The sequence below is a fragment of the Amycolatopsis sp. NPDC028719 genome, from assembly GCF_055565395.1.
The window spans coordinates 943,683-962,019 of record NZ_JBVHUL010000001.1 but is presented as its reverse complement, the minus strand read 5'-3'; the positions used below and the strand labels follow the sequence as shown (position 1 = coordinate 962,019).

General features: G+C 70.9%; 19 protein-coding genes and 5 tRNA genes. 3 read left to right on the top strand and 21 right to left on the bottom strand.

The genetic code is table 11. The annotated features are described in order from the left end of the window. Positions 1-195: 195 nt before the first annotated feature. The 7 genes from ACZ4TR_RS04810 to ACZ4TR_RS04780 all read right to left on the bottom strand — a co-directional run bounded on the left by ACZ4TR_RS04810 (position 196) and on the right by ACZ4TR_RS04780 (position 6,034). Positions 196-747, bottom strand: a complete 552-nt coding sequence (locus tag ACZ4TR_RS04810) for a TerD family protein (RefSeq protein WP_465285762.1) — start codon at positions 745-747, stop codon at positions 196-198. Next, positions 747-1,181, bottom strand: coding sequence for a hypothetical protein (locus ACZ4TR_RS04805; RefSeq protein ID WP_465285761.1), 435 nt, complete (start codon positions 1,179-1,181; stop codon positions 747-749). The genes ACZ4TR_RS04810 and ACZ4TR_RS04805 overlap by 1 nt, the downstream gene beginning before the upstream one ends. 4 nt (positions 1,182-1,185) lie before the next feature. Continuing rightward, positions 1,186-2,397 carry a toxic anion resistance protein gene (locus ACZ4TR_RS04800; RefSeq protein WP_465285760.1) on the bottom strand — a complete coding sequence of 404 codons (1,212 nt, stop codon included), beginning with the start codon at positions 2,395-2,397 and terminating at the stop codon, positions 1,186-1,188. 41 nt (positions 2,398-2,438) lie between these two features. Further along, positions 2,439-3,014 (bottom strand): TerD family protein, encoded by a 576-nt coding sequence (locus tag ACZ4TR_RS04795; protein WP_364517120.1) that lies wholly within the window; start codon positions 3,012-3,014, stop codon positions 2,439-2,441. Between the two features lie 12 nt (positions 3,015-3,026). Continuing rightward, the gene (locus ACZ4TR_RS04790) at positions 3,027-4,070 is read right to left on the bottom strand and encodes a DUF475 domain-containing protein (protein WP_465285759.1); all 1,044 of its coding nucleotides are present in this window, start codon (positions 4,068-4,070) and stop codon (positions 3,027-3,029) included. 37 nt (positions 4,071-4,107) lie between these two features. Next, positions 4,108-4,686 (bottom strand): TerD family protein, encoded by a 579-nt coding sequence (locus tag ACZ4TR_RS04785; protein ID WP_364517124.1) that lies wholly within the window; start codon positions 4,684-4,686, stop codon positions 4,108-4,110. Positions 4,687-5,050: 364 nt separating this feature from the next. Next, the gene (locus ACZ4TR_RS04780) at positions 5,051-6,034 is read right to left on the bottom strand and encodes a hypothetical protein (protein WP_465285758.1); all 984 of its coding nucleotides are present in this window, start codon (positions 6,032-6,034) and stop codon (positions 5,051-5,053) included. Between the two features lie 369 nt (positions 6,035-6,403). On the opposite strand from ACZ4TR_RS04780, the gene ACZ4TR_RS04775 reads away from it, so the two are divergent. After that, positions 6,404-8,602 carry a helix-turn-helix domain-containing protein gene (locus ACZ4TR_RS04775; protein ID WP_465285757.1) on the top strand — a complete coding sequence of 733 codons (2,199 nt, stop codon included), beginning with the start codon at positions 6,404-6,406 and terminating at the stop codon, positions 8,600-8,602. Between the two features lie 7 nt (positions 8,603-8,609). On the opposite strand, the gene ACZ4TR_RS04770 is transcribed toward ACZ4TR_RS04775, so the two are convergent. After that, positions 8,610-8,864, bottom strand: a complete 255-nt coding sequence (locus ACZ4TR_RS04770; protein ID WP_465285756.1) for a hypothetical protein — start codon at positions 8,862-8,864, stop codon at positions 8,610-8,612. Between the two features lie 288 nt (positions 8,865-9,152). On the opposite strand from ACZ4TR_RS04770, the gene ACZ4TR_RS04765 reads away from it, so the two are divergent. Next, positions 9,153-9,314 (top strand): hypothetical protein, encoded by a 162-nt coding sequence (locus ACZ4TR_RS04765; RefSeq protein WP_465285755.1) that lies wholly within the window; start codon positions 9,153-9,155, stop codon positions 9,312-9,314. 17 nt (positions 9,315-9,331) lie between these two features. Here the strand turns inward: ACZ4TR_RS04765 and ACZ4TR_RS04760 are convergent, their stop codons facing one another. From ACZ4TR_RS04760 to ACZ4TR_RS04700, 13 genes are all read right to left on the bottom strand, one after another. Next, the gene (locus tag ACZ4TR_RS04760; protein WP_465285754.1) at positions 9,332-10,351 is read right to left on the bottom strand and encodes an SEFIR domain-containing protein; all 1,020 of its coding nucleotides are present in this window, start codon (positions 10,349-10,351) and stop codon (positions 9,332-9,334) included. A 122-nt stretch (positions 10,352-10,473) separates the two neighbouring features. Continuing rightward, entirely contained in the window at positions 10,474-11,109 is a 636-nt protein-coding gene (locus tag ACZ4TR_RS04755; protein WP_465285753.1) for a TetR/AcrR family transcriptional regulator, read from the bottom strand. A 15-nt stretch (positions 11,110-11,124) separates the two neighbouring features. Beyond that, the gene (locus tag ACZ4TR_RS04750) at positions 11,125-12,528 is read right to left on the bottom strand and encodes an MFS transporter (protein WP_465285752.1); all 1,404 of its coding nucleotides are present in this window, start codon (positions 12,526-12,528) and stop codon (positions 11,125-11,127) included. A 105-nt stretch (positions 12,529-12,633) separates the two neighbouring features. Next, complete coding sequence (locus tag ACZ4TR_RS04745) at positions 12,634-13,500, bottom strand: alpha/beta fold hydrolase (protein ID WP_465285751.1); 867 nt, start codon at positions 13,498-13,500, stop codon at positions 12,634-12,636. A 171-nt stretch (positions 13,501-13,671) separates the two neighbouring features. Beyond that, positions 13,672-13,744 (bottom strand) — tRNA-Asn (locus tag ACZ4TR_RS04740). 5 nt (positions 13,745-13,749) lie between these two features. Next, positions 13,750-13,822: transfer RNA gene (locus ACZ4TR_RS04735), tRNA-Lys, on the bottom strand. Positions 13,823-13,825: 3 nt separating this feature from the next. Next, positions 13,826-13,898 (bottom strand) — tRNA-Thr (locus ACZ4TR_RS04730). An 11-nt stretch (positions 13,899-13,909) separates the two neighbouring features. Beyond that, positions 13,910-13,981, bottom strand: a tRNA-Glu gene (locus ACZ4TR_RS04725). A 17-nt stretch (positions 13,982-13,998) separates the two neighbouring features. Next, positions 13,999-14,071 (bottom strand) — tRNA-Gly (locus tag ACZ4TR_RS04720). 199 nt (positions 14,072-14,270) lie between these two features. After that, the gene (locus tag ACZ4TR_RS04715; RefSeq protein WP_364517142.1) at positions 14,271-14,915 is read right to left on the bottom strand and encodes a response regulator transcription factor; all 645 of its coding nucleotides are present in this window, start codon (positions 14,913-14,915) and stop codon (positions 14,271-14,273) included. After that, positions 14,912-16,084, bottom strand: coding sequence for a sensor histidine kinase (locus ACZ4TR_RS04710; RefSeq protein ID WP_465285750.1), 1,173 nt, complete (start codon positions 16,082-16,084; stop codon positions 14,912-14,914). The genes ACZ4TR_RS04715 and ACZ4TR_RS04710 overlap by 4 nt, the downstream gene beginning before the upstream one ends. Then, complete coding sequence (locus ACZ4TR_RS04705) at positions 16,081-16,902, bottom strand: lysostaphin resistance A-like protein (RefSeq protein ID WP_465285749.1); 822 nt, start codon at positions 16,900-16,902, stop codon at positions 16,081-16,083. The genes ACZ4TR_RS04710 and ACZ4TR_RS04705 overlap by 4 nt, the downstream gene beginning before the upstream one ends. Beyond that, positions 16,878-17,648 (bottom strand): hypothetical protein, encoded by a 771-nt coding sequence (locus ACZ4TR_RS04700; RefSeq protein WP_465285748.1) that lies wholly within the window; start codon positions 17,646-17,648, stop codon positions 16,878-16,880. Before ACZ4TR_RS04700 ends, ACZ4TR_RS04705 begins: the two co-directional genes overlap by 25 nt. Before the next feature lie 101 nt (positions 17,649-17,749). Between ACZ4TR_RS04700 and ACZ4TR_RS04695 the strand changes: the two genes are divergently transcribed. Continuing rightward, positions 17,750-18,298 carry a pentapeptide repeat-containing protein gene (locus ACZ4TR_RS04695; RefSeq protein WP_465285747.1) on the top strand — a complete coding sequence of 183 codons (549 nt, stop codon included), beginning with the start codon at positions 17,750-17,752 and terminating at the stop codon, positions 18,296-18,298. Positions 18,299-18,337: the final 39 nt, after the last annotated feature.

Genomic DNA, 18,337 nt, shown 5'->3' with positions numbered 1-18,337 from the left:
ACGCGCCACCAAGCCCCGCACTTTCACGTGAAAGTGCGGCCGGCGCACCACCCTCGAGCCCCGCACTTTCACGTGAAAGTGCGGGCGGTTCGCCGCCGGCGAGATCCAGCGAGGCGCTGCCTGCTGGCCTTCGCCGTCGGAGGAACGGCAGATCGGCTCGGGGTCCCGCGTGGCCGGGGGTCGTGAAGTCGAGGGTCATCGCAGCACCCCGTAGTCCTCGGCCAGCGCCGCGATCCCCGCCCGGTAGCCCTCGCCGAGCACCTTGAACTTCCAGCCGCCGTTGTGCCGGTAGACCTCACCCAGCGCCAACGCCGTTTCGCCGTCGAGCGCGGGCGCGAGGTTGTCCGACCGGACCAGCTCCCGGTCGTCCCGCGGGTCGAGCCCGCGCACGGTCAGCGTCCGGAGCCGCCCGAGTCCCCGGCGCAGTCCGTTGCCTTCGTTGACGTACAGCACCGCGACGATCCGTGAAACCTCGTCGGGCACCGCGCCGAACACGACTTCGACCTGCTCGGCGTCGTCCCCGGTCAGTGCCACCGACCGGCTCGGCTCGGTCAGCTGGTTGAAGAAGACGAAGTGCTCCGCCGAGCGGGCCCGGCGGGCGCCGTCGCAGAGGATCGCGGCCAGGACCAGGCTGTCGGCCAGCGCCGGTTCCGGGCCCGCTTCCCACCGGACGCCGAGGACGACGCCGGGCAGGTCCGGGATTTCGCGGGTCAGCTCGACGTTCGAGCCGCGTCTGAGAGCAGCCATCACAGGTCCAGGTCGGAGTTCGAGAACTTCGTGCGGAGGAACGCTTCCTGGGTGCGCAGGGCGTCCGCGGCCCGGCCGCGCTCGGCGTCCTGGAGCGAGATCACCTCGTCCAGCAGCGATTCGAGCAGGGATCCGCTCGCGGTGCCGCCGGCCCGGAGGAACGCCTCCAGGGTCGTCGGCAGGTGATCGGTCACGATCCCGGCCACCGTCACCCGCGTGTGGATGTCCGGCGTCGCGCTTTCGCCGACCAGCTCGGCCAGCACGTCGGTGATCTCCCGTGCGGTGACCACGGCGGCGGGCGGCAGCCGGCCCGAACGCGCGTTGACGGAGCGGATCAGCGACGCGAGCCCGGCCCGCAGCGCCTCCGGCGTGTCGTCCGGAGGCGCCTCGGCGGGCACCGGGACGAGCCCGGTTTCCCTGCGCAGCCAGGCCATCGGCTCACCTCGTGCCTTCGTGCCGCCGGGTGCGCTCGAGGTAGGGCTGGGCGCGGTCGAGCTGGCCCTGCAACGCCGCCACCGTGTCCGCCATCGAGTCCGTCGCCTGGGCGCGGAACGTGTCCAGCGCGTCCATGGTCGCGAAGACGTTGTCGAACGCGGCCTGCAGCTTCCCGATCTCGATCGTCGACGACGCCGCCTGCTGGTTGATCTCGGCGCCCTGCTGCTGGAGCTGGCGGGACGTCGCCTCGATCAGGTCCGACGTCGTCGCGTTCAACGCCGTGACCTGCTGCAGGACGAGCTTCTGGCGGGCCAGCGCCTGGGAGACGATGACCGCGGTGCGCAACGCCGAGATGGTGGTCGTCTGCGCCCGGTCGACGCCCTTGATGAGCTCGATGTTGTTGCGCCGCACCAGGTCGAGGGCCAGATACCCCTGCACGGCGACCGCCATCTGGGTCAGGATGTCCTGCCGCCGCTGCCGGACGCCGAACAGCGCGTCGGACTTGAGCGTGTCCGCCTCCTCGGTCCGGCCGAGGGCCTGGAGGTCCGCGACCTTCCGCTCGATCTCGGCGTCGAGCGCGCCGGCGAGCTCGTTGTACTCGGTGAGTTTGCCCATCGTGGCCCAGAGGTTGGCCTTCTCCGTGTCGATGCTCGCGTTGTCCTTGCGGAGCTCGTCCTGCCCGGAGTCGAGCGACCGGATGATCGCGTCGATGTGCGACTGCGCGGTCTGGTACTTGGCGAAGTACCGGTCGACGCGGTCGCCGCCGGGCAGGAACTTCAGCAGCCTGCGGACGCCCTTGAGATCGGCCCGGTTGGGGTCGAGCTCGGTGATCGTCGAGCGCAGGTCGATCAGCGTCGCGGACACGCGGGTCTGCGCGTCGTCGCGGGGGGCGCCCCGGCCGGGCAGCTTGGCGGCGGGCCGGTCGAGCATCCGGTTCGACATTCCCGCCGCCGCCCGCATCTCCCGGTCGCCCATCGCCGTGATGCCCTGGATCTTCTGGGCGTAGACCGGCGAATGGAAGTCCAGCCCGGCCAGCTCCTCGACGAACGCGCGGGCCTTCCGCTGCAGCTCCGCGCGTTTCGCGGGGTCCATCGGCACGGCGCCGGCCGCCTCCTGCTGTTCGACGACCCGGACCGGGGCCGGCGGCGCGAGGAACAGCCCGTTCCCGGACTGCGCCGCGGCCGACGGCGGCCCGCCGAGCTCGAGATCCGACATCGGAACACCTCCTGGTCTGGGGTCTGGGTCGCCGCTCGCGGTCAGAGGTGCCGCGACACGGCGGGCAGCAGGTCGCGGAACGTCCGGCCGGTGGCGGCCGCGCCGATGGCGGTCATCGCCCAGCCGCCGGGTTCGCGGGTCAGCTTCGCCATGATCTGGGCGGTGTGCCGGCCGGATCCCGAGAGGTCGTAGCGGGCGGTCTCGCTCTCGTTCGTCTCGTCGACGAGCCGGCAGTACGCATTTTCGATCTGCGAGAAGTCCTGGCCGGTGAAGGAGTTGACGGTGAAGACGATCGTGGTGATCTGGACGGGGACCCGGCCGAGGTCGACGCGGATCGACTCGTCGTCGCCCTCGCCTTCGCCGGTGAGGTTGTCGCCGGTGTGCCGCACCGAGCCTTCGATGCTGGCCAGCTGCTTGAACCAGACCTGGTCGACGAGCCGGTCGCCGGCGTCGAAGAGCAGCGCGGACGCGTCGAGGTCGATGGTCTGCGCCCGGCTGCCGAACAGGCCGCGCTTGGGCATCGCGTCCCAGCCGAGGCCCATCCGGACCCGCGTGAGCGTGTGGCCGTCGGCCTTGGTCAGCGAGACGCGCTCGCCCTTGCTCAGTGTCACAGTCATTTCCGTGTCCTTTCAGGGGGTGAGGGCCAGCCGCCGGTTGCGGACCACCGACGACAGCAGCGCCATGCCGATGAACCCGACACCGATCAGCCCGGTGACGATCTCGGGCACCGCGTAGCGGATGGTGCAGAGCAGGAGCACGGCGAGCGCGCCGATCGCCCACTGCGCGCCGTGTTCGAGGTAGGCGTATTCGTTGAGCGTCCCGTTGCGGACGAGGAACACCGTCAGGGAGCGGATGTAGGCGGCGCCGATGCCCAGCCCGATCGCGATGAGGACCGGATCGGACGTGATGGCGAACGCCCCGACGACGCCGTCGAAGCTGAAGCTCGCGTCCATCACCTCGAGGTAGAGGAACAGGACGAAGGCCGCTTTGCCGGCGACGGCCATCGGACGTCCGCTGTGCCCGTCGGGCTCGGCCGGTTCGAACAGGTCGCTCAGCCCGCTCACGAGCAGGTAGGTGATGAGGCCGAGCGCACCGGAGACGAGGACGCTCACCGGTTTTCCCGCCGGGGCCAGGAAGTCCGCGGTCAGCAGGAGCGCGCCGGCCGCGACGATCACCGAGATCTGCTTCAGGCGGCCGATCCGGGCGAGCGGGCGCTCCAGCCACGACAGCCAGGTGAGCTCGCGTTCCTCGAAGATGTAGTTGAGGAAGAGCATCAGCAGGAACACGCCGCCGAAGGCCGCGATGGCCGGGTGCGCTTCGTGCAGGACGAAGGCGTACGTGCCCGGGGTGTGGAGGTCGCCGCCCGCCATCGCGAGGTGGTAGGCCTCGGCCGGCGACAGCTTCGCGGTCAGGCAGACCACCACTACCGGGAACAGCAGCCGCATCCCGACGACCGCCACCAGGATGCCGGCCGTCAGGAACAGCCGCTGCCACTTCCGGTTCATCCGCGCGAGCACACCGGCGTTCACGACGGCGTTGTCGAAGGACAGGGAGATCTCCAGCACCGCGAGCACGCCGACGACGGCGAGGCCGAGCGTTCCGCCGTACCAGAACGCCAGCAGCAGGCCGGCCACCGTGATCGCGAACGATCCGCCGAATGTCTTCAGCACCATTTCCCTCCTCTGTCCGTGCGTCACCGGCCGCGGCCGGTCAGGCGGCGTTGATCCCGTAGTCCTTGGCGATTCCGGCCAGGCCCGCGGTGTAGCCCTGGCCGACGGCCCGGAACTTCCAGTCGCCGCCGTTGCGGTAGAGCTCGCCGAAGACCATCGCGGTCTCCGTGGACGCGTCTTCGGAAAGGTCGTACCGGGTCAGCTCGGCGCCGTCCGCCTGGTTCACGACGCGGATGAACGCGTTGCGCACCTGGCCGAAGGCCTGGCCGCGGGCTTCGGCTTCGTAGATGGAAACGGGGAACACGATCTTGTCGATCTCGGCCGGCAGGTTCGCGAGGTCGACGGTGATCTGCTCGTCGTCGCCGTCCCCGCCGCCGGTGAGGTTGTCGCCCGTGTGCCGCACCGCGCCGTCCGGCGTGGCCAGGTTGTTGAAGAAGACGAAGTGCTTGTCGGACAAGGCGTTCCCGTCCGCACCGAGTGCGATCGCACTGGCGTCGAGGTCGAACTCCTCGCCGCTCGTGGTCCGCTCGTCCCAGCCGAGGCCGACGGTGACCGCGCTCAGGCCGGGCGCCTCCTTCGTCAGCGAAACATTGCCACCCTTGCTCAGGCTCACGCCCATTTTTCCTCCTCGGTCGCCGAGAATTCACCCGCGGCACCGCGGAAATTCGCGGTGTCCGCCGGGGGTCGGCAAAAGAATGGTTTCCGTTACACCCCGGATGGCGTTTTCGCTTTTCCGGGTGCCACCGATCGGCAGTGGATACCACGACCAGTCGCCGGATCCGCTCGGCACGTTACCGGCAGCGGAGTGCTTGACCGGATCGTCACCGATTCCGAATCAGCGCGTGCACCGGCGCCGGGGCAGCCACGGGGGAAGTGTCGCGCTTCTGTCGTGTTTACGACGCGGCTTTACCCCGCCGGATAGGGCATTCTGGAAGAAGACGCTCACGCCGAGGAGGAGCATGACGCGCACCGGGCACGGCCGGTCAGGGGGCGGCCGGCTGCCAGCCCACTCCGTAGGACCTCGCGGGCTGGAGGTCCTGGAAACGGGTGTGCACCTCGCCCGCGTTGTCGAGGAAAAGCGGCTTGCGCGCCGGCACCGGGTCTCCCGCGTCCTTGGAGAGGTCGCCGTCGATGCGCCAGATCCGGTGCGGCGGCTCACGCCGATCGAACCGGACATTGAGGTCGAAACTCTCGCACGGGAATTCCGGCGTGCAGCAGTAGAACGGCGCCGGCATCTCTTCCAGCCGCACGCGGAAGAAGAATTCGTGCTGGTCACCGGCATCCAGCACCCGCGGCGGCCGCAGGCGGAACGCCACCCGCGTGGAAGAGACCATGCGCACGGAATGCACCTCCCCGCCCGAGAGGACGTCGATGCCGAGGCCGGCGAGCTCGGGCTCGCCGGCCGGACTGGCCGGGCGCGCGAGGGAGACCCCGTGCTCGATTTCCGCGAGCCCGGCGACGTGGCTGACGATCCGCCGGGTTTCGAAGACTTCGGCGGCGGCACCGGTCAGGGTCAGCCGGACCGCCAGCGCGGACGTGTGCCACGGACCCTTGCTGATCGCCGACGAGCTCCCGTAGGCCGCCGGCGCCCCGTAGGCCGCCTCGGCGATGAGGTAGACGACGTCGTCGGCGCGGCGCTGCATAGTGCGGATGTTGCGGTCGGCTCCGCTGCCCAGCAGCTCGAGGCGCGCGGTGTACCGCTCGTTCGCGCCGGTGCCGAAACCCAGCACGATCCGTGCCGTTTCCCGCTGCGGCTCGGGCAGCTTTTCGATCAAGGACAGAAGCGTGGCGACCACTCTCGCGCGGACCGTCCCCGGGTTGTCGTCCTCGTGGATCCCGCACACCGCGCGCAGTTCTTCGCCGACGACACCGGGCAGGTTCTTCGCTTGGACGCCCAGGCCTTTGCGAAGCAGTTTCAGCTCCGTTGAGAGAGCGTTGATCTTCGCGTCGGCCGCCTCCTGAGCCAAGCCGCCACCTCCGTGTTGGTCGCTGCGGGGAAGTGTACTCATGGTCCTCCGCGCGCCGCGGAGCCGTCACCCGTTTCCGGCCTGTTTCCGGAAGCGGGAAACAGCGCAGGTCGAACCGGTCAGCACCGTTTCCTCCCGAGTGGCAACGCGAAACGCCTGTTCCAGGCGAATTCACCGGGCGAAGCTGGGATCACCGAAATCATTCGGTGAAACCAGGAATTCGATCCGGAAAGGTGAAATCGATGCACACGCACCTCATCATCGTGCTGGGCCAGCTGGTCTCCCTGCTGGGCTGACCAGGAACAGGCCGGCGGGCCCGGGCCGCCGGCCGTCCTTCCCTCCCATCGCCGAATACAGGATGATTGACCGATGCAGGACTTTGGAGCGGAATTGAAACGTCGACGGACGTCGGTCGGTATGTCACTGACCGGACTCGCGGCCGCCGTGCATTTCACCAAGGGCTATCTCAGCAAGGTGGAGAACGGCAAGGCCCGCGTGAACCGGGACCTGGCCAAGGCCTGCGACCGAGCACTCGACGCCAAGGGAGAACTGCTCGCCCTCGCCGCGGAACCGGGAATGCCCGCGCGCCGCAACGCCGGCGGCATCGTCGGCCTGCCGGACGGCGGCCGGTACTTCGTCGGACGGGAAACCGAGCTCGACGCGCTTTCCGCGTTGCTGCTGGACCCGGACGACAGCCGGGTCGGCGTGGTGCACGGGATGGCGGGGGCCGGCAAGACGGCGCTGGCCGTCGCCGCGGCCCGCCGCGTCGAGCGCGCCTTCCCGGACGGCAGCCTCTTCTTCGACCTCCGCGGGCACACGCCGGGCGCGGCCGAGCTCTCCCCCGGTGAGGCCCTCGGCCGGCTGCTGCGGCTGCTGGACGTCTCGGCCGACCAGCTGCCCGCCGACGAGGACGGCCGGGCCAACCTGGTCCGCGACCAGCTGCGCGGCCGGCGGATGATCCTCGTGCTCGACAACGTGCGTTCCGCCGAACAGATCCGCGCGATCGTCCCGGGTGAGACGTCGTCCCGGATCCTGGTGACCAGCCGGGGCAGGCTCCCCGCGCTCGACGACGCCTGGCACTTCCCGGTCGACGTGCTCCCGCTCGAGGACGCCGTGCGGCTCCTGCGGTCCGTCGCGGGCGAGCACGGACCGGGCGACGACGGCGTGGCGACCGAGCTCGTCCGGCACTGCGGCCGGCTTCCGCTCGCGATCCGCATCGTGGCCGCCCGGCTCGTCGCCGGCGGCTGGACGGCGACGAGGCTGCGCGACCGGCTGGCCGACGAGAGGACCCGCCTCGGCACCCTCGACGACGGCGAGCGCAGTGTCGCCACCGCGTTCACCGTCTCCTACGACTCCCTGCCCGGCGACCAGCGGCGGCTGCTCGGCCTGCTCGCCCTCCACCCCGCGACCGCCGCCGAGGCGGCCGCCGTCGAAGCGCTCGCGGGCCTCGGCCCCGGCGAAGCGGATCGGCTGGTGGACCGGCTGCACGACGCCCACCTGGTCGTCCGCGACGATCGGGGTTACGTCGACCTCCACGACCTGATGCGGATGTTCGCCTCGACGCACGCGCTTCCCGACGTCGAGCCGGACGACCGTGAAGTCGCCGTGCGCCGGCTGGTCGACCACGCGCTGATGACGACGCTCGCGGCCGACGAACTCGCGGAGCCGTACCGGTTCCGCCCGGACACGGGACTGGCCACGTCGTCCACGGTTCCGTTCGCGGACGCGGTCGGCGCGCTCGCCTGGCTGACCGCGCAGTGGCCGATGCTGGTCGAGATCGTCGATTCGGCGTTCCGGCACGGGTTCCACGACCGTTGCTGGCAGCTGGCTTTCGTGCTCCGCGCGTTCTTCTTCCGGGAGAAGCTGTTCGAGCCGTGGATCCGGACGCACGAGCGCGCGCTCGAGGCGGCGCGGGCGATCGGCGACCCGAGCGCGACCGGGATGATCCTCAACAACCTGGGCATGGCCCACATCGAGTCGGGTCGCGTCGACGAGGCCATCCGGTTCCACCAGCAGGCGCAGCAGTGCTTCGCGCAGGCCCGCGACGACCGCGGCGCGATCGACGCGCTGTCCAGCCTGGCGTGGGCGCGCCTGTACCGCGGCGAAGCCGAAGCGACGTTGACGGACCTGACGACGGTGCTGGACGTCTACCGCCGGACTGGGCGGACCCGGAACGTGGTCATCGCGCTGCGCGGTATCGCGCTCGCTTCGGCTGTGCTGGAACGGTTTCCGGAAGCGCTCGCCAGCGCACGCGAGGCGCTCGAGCTCGCCCAGCTGCCGGTCGACCGGGCGATGTCGGCCAACGGCGAAGCGTGGGTGCGCTTCCGCGCCGGGCAGTGGGACGACGCGGAGCGCGGTTATCGCGGCGCGGCCGAACTGGCGGACGACGCGGGGAGCGAGTACGAACGCGCCCGGGCGTTGACGGGCCTGGGCAACACGGCGGCCGCCCGCGGCGACCGTCAGGCGGCGGCGCGCTGGTGGGCGGAGGCCGCCGCGTACCGGGTCACGCTCGATCCGACCGTGCTCGGCGAGGCCGCGTACCGGAACCGCCTCGCGAGCACGGACTGATAAAGGCTCAGAAGACGATGAAGAAGATGAGCCGTTTCGCCTGCCAGGTCCAGATCCGCCAGGCGTAACGGAGGGCCAGGGCGGCCAGGGCCAGGCCGAGGAGCCCGCTGAGGACCGAGCCGTGCCCGAGCAGGGTGAACCCGCCGATCGTCAGGACGATGGTCCAGGCCGTCCACAAGAGACCGTAGCCGGCTCGGCGGCCCTCGCTGTAGGGGTGGACTCGGGCCGCCGGGCCCGCGGCCGGCTGCGTTTCCGAACTCATGGTCTTCTCCTCCGCACGATGGTTTCGGCATTCCTGCCCACCAGTCGCCGCGCGGGCGAAACGCGTTGCGACGGACCGCGCATTGTCGGGATTCTGACGCGTCCGGCAGGCACCGGACCCCCGGCCGGTGGGGTTCTCACCGCCGGATCCTGTTTCCCGGGCACACCCTTTCCGGCAACGGAAACGCCTGGTGGCAACACCGTCCCGGCGCGCACCATTGATGCAGTCCGCATTCCACGGAACCGTCGGAATCCCCCGGCAAATCCGGGAAATTACGAGGAGCCTGCCATGATGGTCGTCTGTTCTTTTTCCGCTCTGGTCCGCACCGCACTGTTCCTCGTCACGCTGGCGCTGGTGGCCGGCGTGGTCCTGGCCGGCCCCACCGCGCCGACGAGCACCCCCGGCCAGGGCCCGGCGGCCGCCACCACCAGCGAGCCCGTCGAACACTGACCCGGTCGTGGGACCCGCTACTCGAAGAGCACCGGGTTCCCCCACGCCAGCGCGGGGAGCTTGTTCGACTGGCCGCCGGCGGCCAGCACCCCCGCCAGCAGCGGGCTCGCGGTGGTACCCGGCCGGTACGCGACGAGCCTGAGGCGCAGCACGTTGACGACGTCGTACCGCAGCCAGGCCGGCCGGCCCAGCCGGACCTCGACCTGGTCCTGGGGAACACCGTCGAGGAAGACCTGGAAGTAGCCGACCTGGTCGGCATCGGCCGCGTCGTCGAGCACGCCGGCGACGGCCTCGAAACCCGTGTAGCGGCGGCCGAGGTTGTACTCGACGACCGCGCGCGGTTCGTTCGCGAACAGGGAAGGCCGGTACACGATGCTGTCGCCCCGATGCATCCCGTCGATCTCCGCGCCGGTCATGCGGATATCCGAACCGCGGCTCGCCGGGCTCAGGGCGGAGGTCAGCAGAATCGGCTTCGCCGTACGGCTTTCGGGCGGCACGCCCACGAAGGTGCCGATCTCGGGCAGCGTGAAGCGAGCCACTCCGGTGAACGCGACGAGCAGTTCCGCGACACCGGCCGGGGTGAACTCCTTGATCTCGTACCGGGTCGTCGAATGCGCGTTGAGGAACGACGGAATCTCCTCGACCCGCCGACCCGGCAACACGACAGGCAGGATCCGCCGCGTCGCCCGAGGCAGATCCTGCGTGAGGTTGTCCCGGATCATCGCGGCCTCGAACTGCGCACCACGCCCCAGATGCGGCACCTCGGTGCCCTCCGCCCGCCGCTTGTAGTCCGGCGAAGCGATCACCAGCACGAAGTCCGCTTCGGCGAGCTGCTCGATCGCCCACAGCGACCAATCCCGGCGACCGTCATCAGCCCATTGGTCGAGCCGGACGTCGATTCCCACCCCTGTTCGCAGGAACGTCGCGAATTCGCGGACGAGATCGAAGTGCCGTTTGTCGTCGTGGGAATAGGTGATGAAAACCCGGGGCGGCGTTCCCGCGTCCGGCGTGGTTCTTTCCTGCTGCTCCATCGTCATGACGTTTCCCTCGGGCCACGGGTGGTCCAGCCGATTGAACCTCAGGCCGTGAGCCGAGAAGGCCGCCGCGGTGCACTGTCCGCTTTTTGTCCGCCGATTGTCCCGATTTCCGCCGGACGGGCTCAGGCCGGCCGTTCCGCTCCCAGGTGCTCGACCAGCCTGGCCAGCTGGTCCGCGTACCGCCGCACGAAGTCCGGGGAATCCGGGGCGGACCGCGTCAGCCCCTCGGTGATGTGCGGGAGGGTCACCGGTGCCATCGCCGCCGCCATCAGCAGGATCGTCAGGCAGGCCGGGTCGACCCACTCGGGCAGGCGGCCGCCGGCCTTCATGGCCTCGATCTGCTCCACCGTCCCGGCCAGGCGCCGGGTCCTCGCCTCGTTGTCGGGATCCGTCTCCGCGCTCTCGTACTCGAGGCCCGACCACGCCACCAGCCGCATCCCGTCGCGGCCCGTCACACCTTCCAGCGCGTGCTGCCGCACCTGCTCCGACAGGGGCATGTCCGGTGCGACGAGCTCGCGCTGCCGCTCGGTCCACTGCTCCGACAACGCCCGGTACAGGCCCTCTTTGCCGTCGAAGTAGTAGGAAATCAGCTGCTGGTTCACGCCCGCGCGGCCCGCGATCGACGCGATCCGCGCGCCCGCGTAGCCCTTCGCCGCGAACTCCGCGCCCGCCGCCTCCAGGATCAGGCGGCGGGTGCGCTCCGGATCCCGTTGCCGCTCCTGGGGTTTCGGCGAACGGCGAGGCTTCGAGGCGGTCACGCCCGCGACTATACGTCAACCAACCGCTTGACTCTGCGGAACGGAAGGGTGACGAGCGGGCAGCGCCGCCGTCAGCGCGAGCGCCAGCACCAGCACACCCGCGCTGACCGCGAGCGCGCCGGCCGTCGCGGACTCGTACCCGCCGTCGAGCCGGGTGAAGAACACCGTGCCGAACAGCGCGATCCCGGTCACCGTACCCAGCTGGACGGTGGTGTTCACGACGCCGGACGCCGCGCCGGCCTGCTCCGGCCGGACCTCCGCCATCGCCGTGCCGAACAGCGCGTTCAGCACGGCGCCCATGCCGAGCCCGACGCCGATCACCGGCGCCAGCAACGCCCATCCGCTCAACGCCGCACCCTGCTGCACCACCAGGATCGCGACGGCGCCCAGGCTCGCCAGCAGCACCGTGACGGCCCCCGCGGCGAACGCCCGCCCGAGCGCCGGGGCGAGCCGCATCGCCAGGACGTTGCCCCCGACGATGCCGAGCGTCGACGGCGCGAACGTCAACGCCGCCTCCCACGGCGAGAACCCGAGGCCCAGCTGCAGGTGCAGGGTCAGGACGAAGAAGACGCCGATCCCGGTGTTGACGCAGAACAGCACCGCCTGGCTCCCGGCGAGGCGCTTCACCAGGTCCGGCGGGACCAGCGGTTCGCCGCCGCGGCGGGCCTGGATCCGCTGGTGCAGCGCGAAGGCACCGAGCAGCGGGACGGCGGCCACCAGCAGCCCGATCGACCACGCCGGCCAGCCCAGCTCGCGCCCCTGCACCAGCGGGAAGAACACCGCGAACAGCGCGGCGGTCAGCAGCGCGAGGCCGCCGAGGTCCAGGCGGTGCCGGAGGAATCCGGGCCGGCCCGGCATGGTGACCGCCGCCCCGGCCAGCGCGAGCAGGCCGAGCGGCACGTTCACCAGGAAGATCGCGCGCCAGCCGGTGCCGAACAGATCGGCCTGGGTCAGCGCGCCGCCGAGCAGCGGGCCGGCGAGCCCGCCGACCGGGAACGCGCCCGCGTACCAGGCCATCGCCTTCGGCCGCTCCCGCTCGTCGAACTCCGCGTGGATGAACGAAAGCACCTGCGGCACCATCAGCCCGGAGCCGACACCCTGCACCCCGCGCGCGGCGATCAGCACGCCGACGTGCCCGGCGAGACCCGCGACGAGCGACGCGGCGGTGAACACGAGCATCCCGGCCACGAAGAGCTTCTTCGCGCCGTGCCGGTCGCCCAGGCGGCCGCCGGTGATCAGCGTCAGCGCGAACCCCAGCGCGTACCCGGCCGAAATCCACTGCAGCGCGGCGTCTCCGGTGCCGAGTTCGCGCCGGATGGTCGGCAGCGCGACCGCCACGATCTGGTTGTCGATCATGTCCACCAGGACGGCCAGCACCACGACCGCCAGCGCCCACCACCTGAGTGCGTGCTTCTCCACGACGTCCCCCTTGCTCCGCCGGCGACTCCGGCGCAGCAATCATCAGCCAGTCGACATGCTCTGTCAACCAGTTGTTTGATTGGGTTGGTCAGCGAGGTGAAAGCTTCAGGCTTCGAGGACCTCCCGGAGCTTGCGCGCGAAGGCTTCGGGCTGGCCGGCGTAGCCGAACTCGCCGCCGAGGAAGCCGCCGTGGTGGCTGGGGAACACCGTCGCCTCCTGGCCGAGAAGCTCGGCGGTGGCGAGCGCGGCGCGTCCGGTCATGACGTCGACGGACTCTTCGCCGACCGCGATCACGATCCGCGTCGGCGCCGCCTTCAGCGCATCGACGTCCAGCCGGTACGCCGTGACGGCCAGGGAGCGGTCGCTCATGAGCGGGTCGTCGCGGCGGCCGTCGTCCTCGGCCGGCATGCCGAACTGGGCCGGGTCCGGCGCGGGCTGCGCGAAGTAGTCGTCGGTGAATTCGCCCTTCCACGAGGTCATCGCGATGAAGGCCGCCATGCCGGCGCCGAAGCCCCGGGCCTGGTAGACGTCCCGGAAGGCCTTCCCGGCCCGCTCGGCCGCGGCGGCATCGGGCAGCACGCCGACGAGCGGCGGTTCGTGGGCGACGAGGGTGCTGACGTCCTCGGGGTGGGCGGTGACGAGCGCGAGCGCGGCGACGGCGCCCCCGCTGCTCCCGAACACCTCGACCGGACCGGCGCCGAGGGCCTGGATGACGCCGTGGAGGTCCTCGGCCTGGGTGGTGGGCACGTGGTCTTCCCGGCCGTCTTTGCGGACGCTGCGCCCGAGCCCGCGCGGGTCGTAGGTGACGACGGTCCGCTCGGGGAAGTACGAGGCGAGGGTGCTGAACCCGCCGGCCTCCATGGGCTGCCCGACCATGAGCAGCGGCGGCCTCGGGCTATCGGCGGGCGCGGGCCCGTGCACGTCGTAGACGACGTCGGCTTCGGGTGTTTCCAGTACGTGGGTGGTGGTCATGGGTTCCTCCCCCGGGTTCGGGACTCGGGGGAAGCGTAGCCGGGGGTACCGACAATTCCGGCGTTCTCCACAGTGGAGCAGGTGGTCGCGCGCCGTGGTGTCGATCCACGGGGGCGGGGCGTATGAGACCCCGCTGGTTGCCGAACCGCGCGCGTGGGGTGGCGGACATCGCTCCCCCGCCAGGACTCGAACCTGGTACCTCCCGATCAACAGTCGGGCGCGCAGCCTGTTGCGCTTCGGGGGAATGAGTGGATCGCCGGGGATTCGAACCCCGAACCCGCCGAGTAAGAGCCGGCTGCTCTGACCGTTGAGCCAGCGATCCTCGAGCCACACCTGGGAATCGAACCCAGCACCTCCCGGTTACGAGACGGGTGCTCAGCCGGATGAGCTTGTGCGGCGAAATTGTGCGTAGCGCGTCCGGGAGTCGAACCCGGGTCTCCCGGATGAGAGCCGGGGATCCGTACCGCTGGACCAACGCGCCGAGGGGGGTGCTGCGAGAGCGGCCGGTGGGCATCGAACCCACTGCTCCGGTTTGGAAGACCGGCGTGTCCGCCGAGTTCACCACGGCCGCAAAGCGCACTCGCGTCCACCGCATCGGTACGGCGAAGACGAGCGCAGGAAGAAGGCACCCACAAAAAAGCCGCCCGGATCGATTCCTCGACGGGCGGCTCCATGACACGACGATGTCCTACGCCATGACGAGGAGCCTTCGAAGATTGTTTTCTCGCATGGAAAACATGATCGCCCACTCCGCCGGGAGCGTCAACGCGTTAACGCACCAGCCCGGTGCGATACGCGTAGACCACCGCCTGCACGCGGTCGCGCAGATCCAGCTTCGTCAGGATGCGCGACACGTACGTCTTCACGGTCTCCTGGCTGATCACGAGCGCCGCGGCGATCTCGCTGTTGGACAGCCCGTCCGCGATCAGCCGCAGCACCTCGAGTTCCCTTGGTGCCAAAGCGACTTCGCCGGCCGCGGCCGGGCGGATCCGCGCCGCGTACTTGCCGACCAGCCGGCGCGTCACCTCCGGGTCCAGCAGCGCGGCGCCGGTCGCGACGGTCCGGATCCCGTGCAGCAGCTGCGCCGGCGGCGCGTCCTTGAGCAGGAACCCGCTGGCCCCCGCGCGCAGCGCCTCGTACACGTACTCGTCGAGGTTGAACGTCGTCACCACGAGCACCTTGGCCGGCCGCTCGACCCCCGCGCCGGCGAGCAGGCGCGTCGCCTCGATGCCGTCCAGCACCGGCATCCGGACGTCCATCACGACGACGTCGGGCCGCAGCTCCCCGGCGAGGTCGACGGCGGCGCGCCCGTCGGCGCACTCGGCGACCACCTCGAGGTCGGGCTGGGCGTCGATGATCGTCGCGAATCCGGTGCGGATCAGCGCTTGATCGTCGCAGACGAGAACCTTGATCACGACGACCTTTCCGAAGGAATCCGGGCCCGGACGACGAAACCGCCGCCCGCTCGACCGCCCGAGGTGAATTCGCCGCCGAGCGCGTCGACCCGGGCGTGGAGCCCGGCCAGCCCTCGCCCGCTTCCCCCGACGGACGCGCGCGCGGGGGCGCCCCCGTTTTCCACGCTACCCGAGGGCACCGACAGTTTCGGGCCGTCGGTGGCCACCTCCACGAAGATGTCCCCCTCTCCGCGCCGCACCCGGACCTCGGTGTGGTGGCCGTGCGCGTACTTGAGCGCGTTCGTCAGCGCTTCCTGCACGACGCGGTAGACAGCGGCTTCGGCACCACCGGCGCCCGCCGGCTCGCCGTCCTCGGTGAACTCGACCGGCTGGCCGGCCCGCCGCGTCTGCTCCACCAGGTCCCGCAGCGAACCGGCGGACGGCGTCCGCAGCGAGGCGCCGTGGTCGGGGTTGAGCAGGTCGAGCAGCTGCCGCAGGTCGGCGATGGCCAGCCGGCCGGTGTCGGTGATCGCCGTCAGCGTCCGGTCGAGCCTGTCCGGCGCGGCGGTCAGGTAGCGCGCCGCCTCGGTCTGCACGACCATCGCCGTCACGTGGTGGGTGACGACGTCGTGGAGTTCGCGGGCGATGCGCGTCCGTTCGGTGGTGCGGGTGGTTTCGGCGACGAACTGGCGGTGCTTCGCCTCCGCGGCCCGGGACTGCCGCAGCCAGGCGCCGATGCCCCAGGCAAGAGCCAGCGCCAGGTAGAACGTGACGAAGCCGGTCACGCCCTCGGGCGCCCCCTGCCGGGCGAGCGCGATCGCCAGCGGGACGTATGCCGCGGACGCCACGGCCACGGTCGTCCACCGGAAGCGTTCGAGGTGGGCGGCCGCGCTCAGCAGCGCGATCGGCAACGCGCAGGCGGCCACCGTGTGGTAGCCCTCGAGCTGGTCGACGGCAAAGCCGAGCGACACGAGCGCGAGGCACCCCGCCGGCCACCGCCGCCGCAGGGCCAGCGGCAGGCACTCGACGGCGACCACCAGCAGGGCCCAGGCGTCCATCGGCCGCGACGGCAGGCCGCCGACCTGGGTCCCGTAGCCGCCCAGCGCCGGGGTCAGCGCCAGGCCGGCGAGCACCAGCCCGAACGCGAGGTCGCGGACCGTGACGTCGAGCCGCCGCCAGAGGTCGATCACGGGAGGACAGTAACGGCCGCGGCGGCGCGTCCCCGGCGAGGCACGATGTGGCCGCGGCGGCGGGCCAGCCGCATGAACACGACCGTCACGATGACACCGGCCAGCAGCGAGTAGAGGCTCGCCTCGGGCCCGAACTCACCACCGCTGATCGCGGCCGGGCCGGACATGACGCCGTGCAGCAGTCCCTGGGGCGCGTCGGTGCCGGAGACCTGGGTGCCGAAGAGCCCGCCCTCGGCGAAGTTCCACGCGAAGTGCAGCCCGATCGGCACCCAGAGGTTTCGGGTGGCGGCGTAGGCGGCGGCGAGCATGCCCCCGGCTTCGACGGCGATGGCGAAGGCGCCCCAGACGGTGGCGTGGGCGTTGAAGAGGTGCGAGATGCCGAAGACCAGTCCGGTCAACGTCAGCGCCGCCCAGGTACCGATGCGGCCTTCGATGATCCGGAAGAGAATGCCGCGGAAGACGAGTTCTTCGGTGACGGCGGCGGCCGCGCTGAACCCGAAGAGCGCGATGGCGCCGGCGAGGGAGCCCCAGCCGAGCACCTCGTAGCCGCCGACCAAGGCGATGTTTGCGATGACCAAGACGAACAACCCGCCGCCGAGGAGCAGCCCCCGGCCGAGAGCCGCGTTGTTCTTGACGATCTCCTCGGGCACGCGGTCCTCGGTCTTGCGCACGATCCACCGGTACGCGACCACGGCGAGAACCGCCGTGGCGAGCCCGATGACCAGGGTGAGCGGGGTGTTCCACTGCACGGCACTGGCGGCCAGGCTGCCCGCCACGGCCACGGCGGCCACGGTCACGAGCTGCAAGAACAGTCGCACGACGACTCCTTGGTGAGAACCCGCGGCGGGGTGCTGCGGTCAGGGAGAACGTTAGGAATTCGGCGCGCCGGAAACGTCACCGTGGAGTGGACAGTCGGGTGTAGCTCGCGAGGGGGACAGCGGCATCGGAATTCGGCGAAGATGGGGGCATGGGCGACGATCGACCCGAAGTGAAGCCGGGCAAGGTGCTGTCCAACCGGGTGATCGCCTGGTGCGCGGCCGGTCTGGTGGTGGTCGCCGCCGGGATCGGGTGGCCGCTGCTCGCCGTGTACGGCCTCGGCCTCGAGGCGATCCGGACCGTCGGCACGATCGTGCTCGGCGCGGGTGGCGCGGTCGGCCTGCTGCTCGCCGCGCGCCGGCAGCAGACCGCCGAGCAGGACCTGGTCGAGAAACGGCGCGATCTCGCGCACAAGGAGCACGTCCAGCGTCACACGGAGGCCGTCGCCGCCGACACCCTCGCTCACCAGCAGCGCATTTCCGCCGTGACCGAGGCCGACGCCGCGGAACGGCGGATCACCGAGCTGTACGCGAAAGCGGTCGAACAGCCCGGTTCGGACAAGGCACCGGTCCGGTTGGGTGGCCTGTACGCCCTCGAACGGCTCGCCCAGAACACGCTGTCGCAGCGGCACACCGTGGTCGATGTGCTGTGCGCCTACCTGCGGATGCCGTTCGAAGCGGGCGCCGAGCCCGGTGGGGCGCAGGAAAGGCACGTGCGCATCGCCGCGCAGCGCATCCTCGCCCGGCACTTGCGCCCCGGCTCGGATTCGCGATCCGACGCCGGTGCTTTCTGGCCGGACACCGAACTGGACCTGCGGGGCGCGACTCTCTTCGAGTTCGAGTTCGTACGTTGCCGGGTCCGGTCGGCATTGTTCACCGACGCGAAGTTCGAGGGCGACGCCAACCTGGGCGGCACGGCGTCCTCGATCGAGCCGGCTTCGACGGCACGAAGTTCACCGGCAGCGCGAGGTTCAGCGACGCGTCCTTCGTCAAGGGCGCCCGGTTCCGGGCCGCGGAATTCCAGGGCTGGGTCCGGTTCCGGGGCACGACCTTCCGTGGGGACGCCCGCTTCACCGGAACCCGGTTCCGCGGCACTGCCTGGTTCGGCGAGGCCGCCTTCCGGGGCGACGTCTGGTTCACCCAGACGCAGTTCGAGCAGGACGTCCGCTTCGACGGCGCCGTGTTCACGGGCAACGCCCGCTTCCACGACGCGACGTTCACCGGACCGGCCGGGCGACGTCTCAAGATGTTCAGACGCGCGTGGGTCCGCCCGGCGAGCCGCTCGCACTGGCCACCGGGCTGGGCACCGCTCGACACGGCGGACGAGCCGTGGCCGGACTCGGGCGGTGGCTGGCAACGGCTGCGGCCGGTGAACGAGGAGGAAGCGCCGGCTGGCTGACCGAAAAGGCGTCCTGAGTCCGCGGTTCGCCTCTTCCGC

What these genes read in the sequence shown, in the direction of transcription:
- ACZ4TR_RS04810 (WP_465285762.1), bottom strand. Translation starts at nt 747, where the DNA reads ATGGCTGCTCTCAGACGCGGCTCGAACGTCGAGCTGACCCGCGAAATC.
- ACZ4TR_RS04805 (WP_465285761.1), bottom strand. Translation starts at nt 1,181, where the DNA reads ATGGCCTGGCTGCGCAGGGAAACCGGGCTCGTCCCGGTGCCCGCCGAG.
- ACZ4TR_RS04800 (WP_465285760.1), bottom strand. Translation starts at nt 2,397, where the DNA reads ATGTCGGATCTCGAGCTCGGCGGGCCGCCGTCGGCCGCGGCGCAGTCC.
- ACZ4TR_RS04795 (WP_364517120.1), bottom strand. Translation starts at nt 3,014, where the DNA reads ATGACTGTGACACTGAGCAAGGGCGAGCGCGTCTCGCTGACCAAGGCC.
- ACZ4TR_RS04790 (WP_465285759.1), bottom strand. Translation starts at nt 4,070, where the DNA reads ATGGTGCTGAAGACATTCGGCGGATCGTTCGCGATCACGGTGGCCGGC.
- ACZ4TR_RS04785 (WP_364517124.1), bottom strand. Translation starts at nt 4,686, where the DNA reads ATGGGCGTGAGCCTGAGCAAGGGTGGCAATGTTTCGCTGACGAAGGAG.
- ACZ4TR_RS04775 (WP_465285757.1), top strand. Translation starts at nt 6,404, where the DNA reads ATGCAGGACTTTGGAGCGGAATTGAAACGTCGACGGACGTCGGTCGGT.
- ACZ4TR_RS04770 (WP_465285756.1), bottom strand. Translation starts at nt 8,864, where the DNA reads ATGAGTTCGGAAACGCAGCCGGCCGCGGGCCCGGCGGCCCGAGTCCAC.
- ACZ4TR_RS04765 (WP_465285755.1), top strand. Translation starts at nt 9,153, where the DNA reads ATGATGGTCGTCTGTTCTTTTTCCGCTCTGGTCCGCACCGCACTGTTC.
- ACZ4TR_RS04760 (WP_465285754.1), bottom strand. Translation starts at nt 10,351, where the DNA reads ATGACGATGGAGCAGCAGGAAAGAACCACGCCGGACGCGGGAACGCCG.
- ACZ4TR_RS04745 (WP_465285751.1), bottom strand. Translation starts at nt 13,500, where the DNA reads ATGACCACCACCCACGTACTGGAAACACCCGAAGCCGACGTCGTCTAC.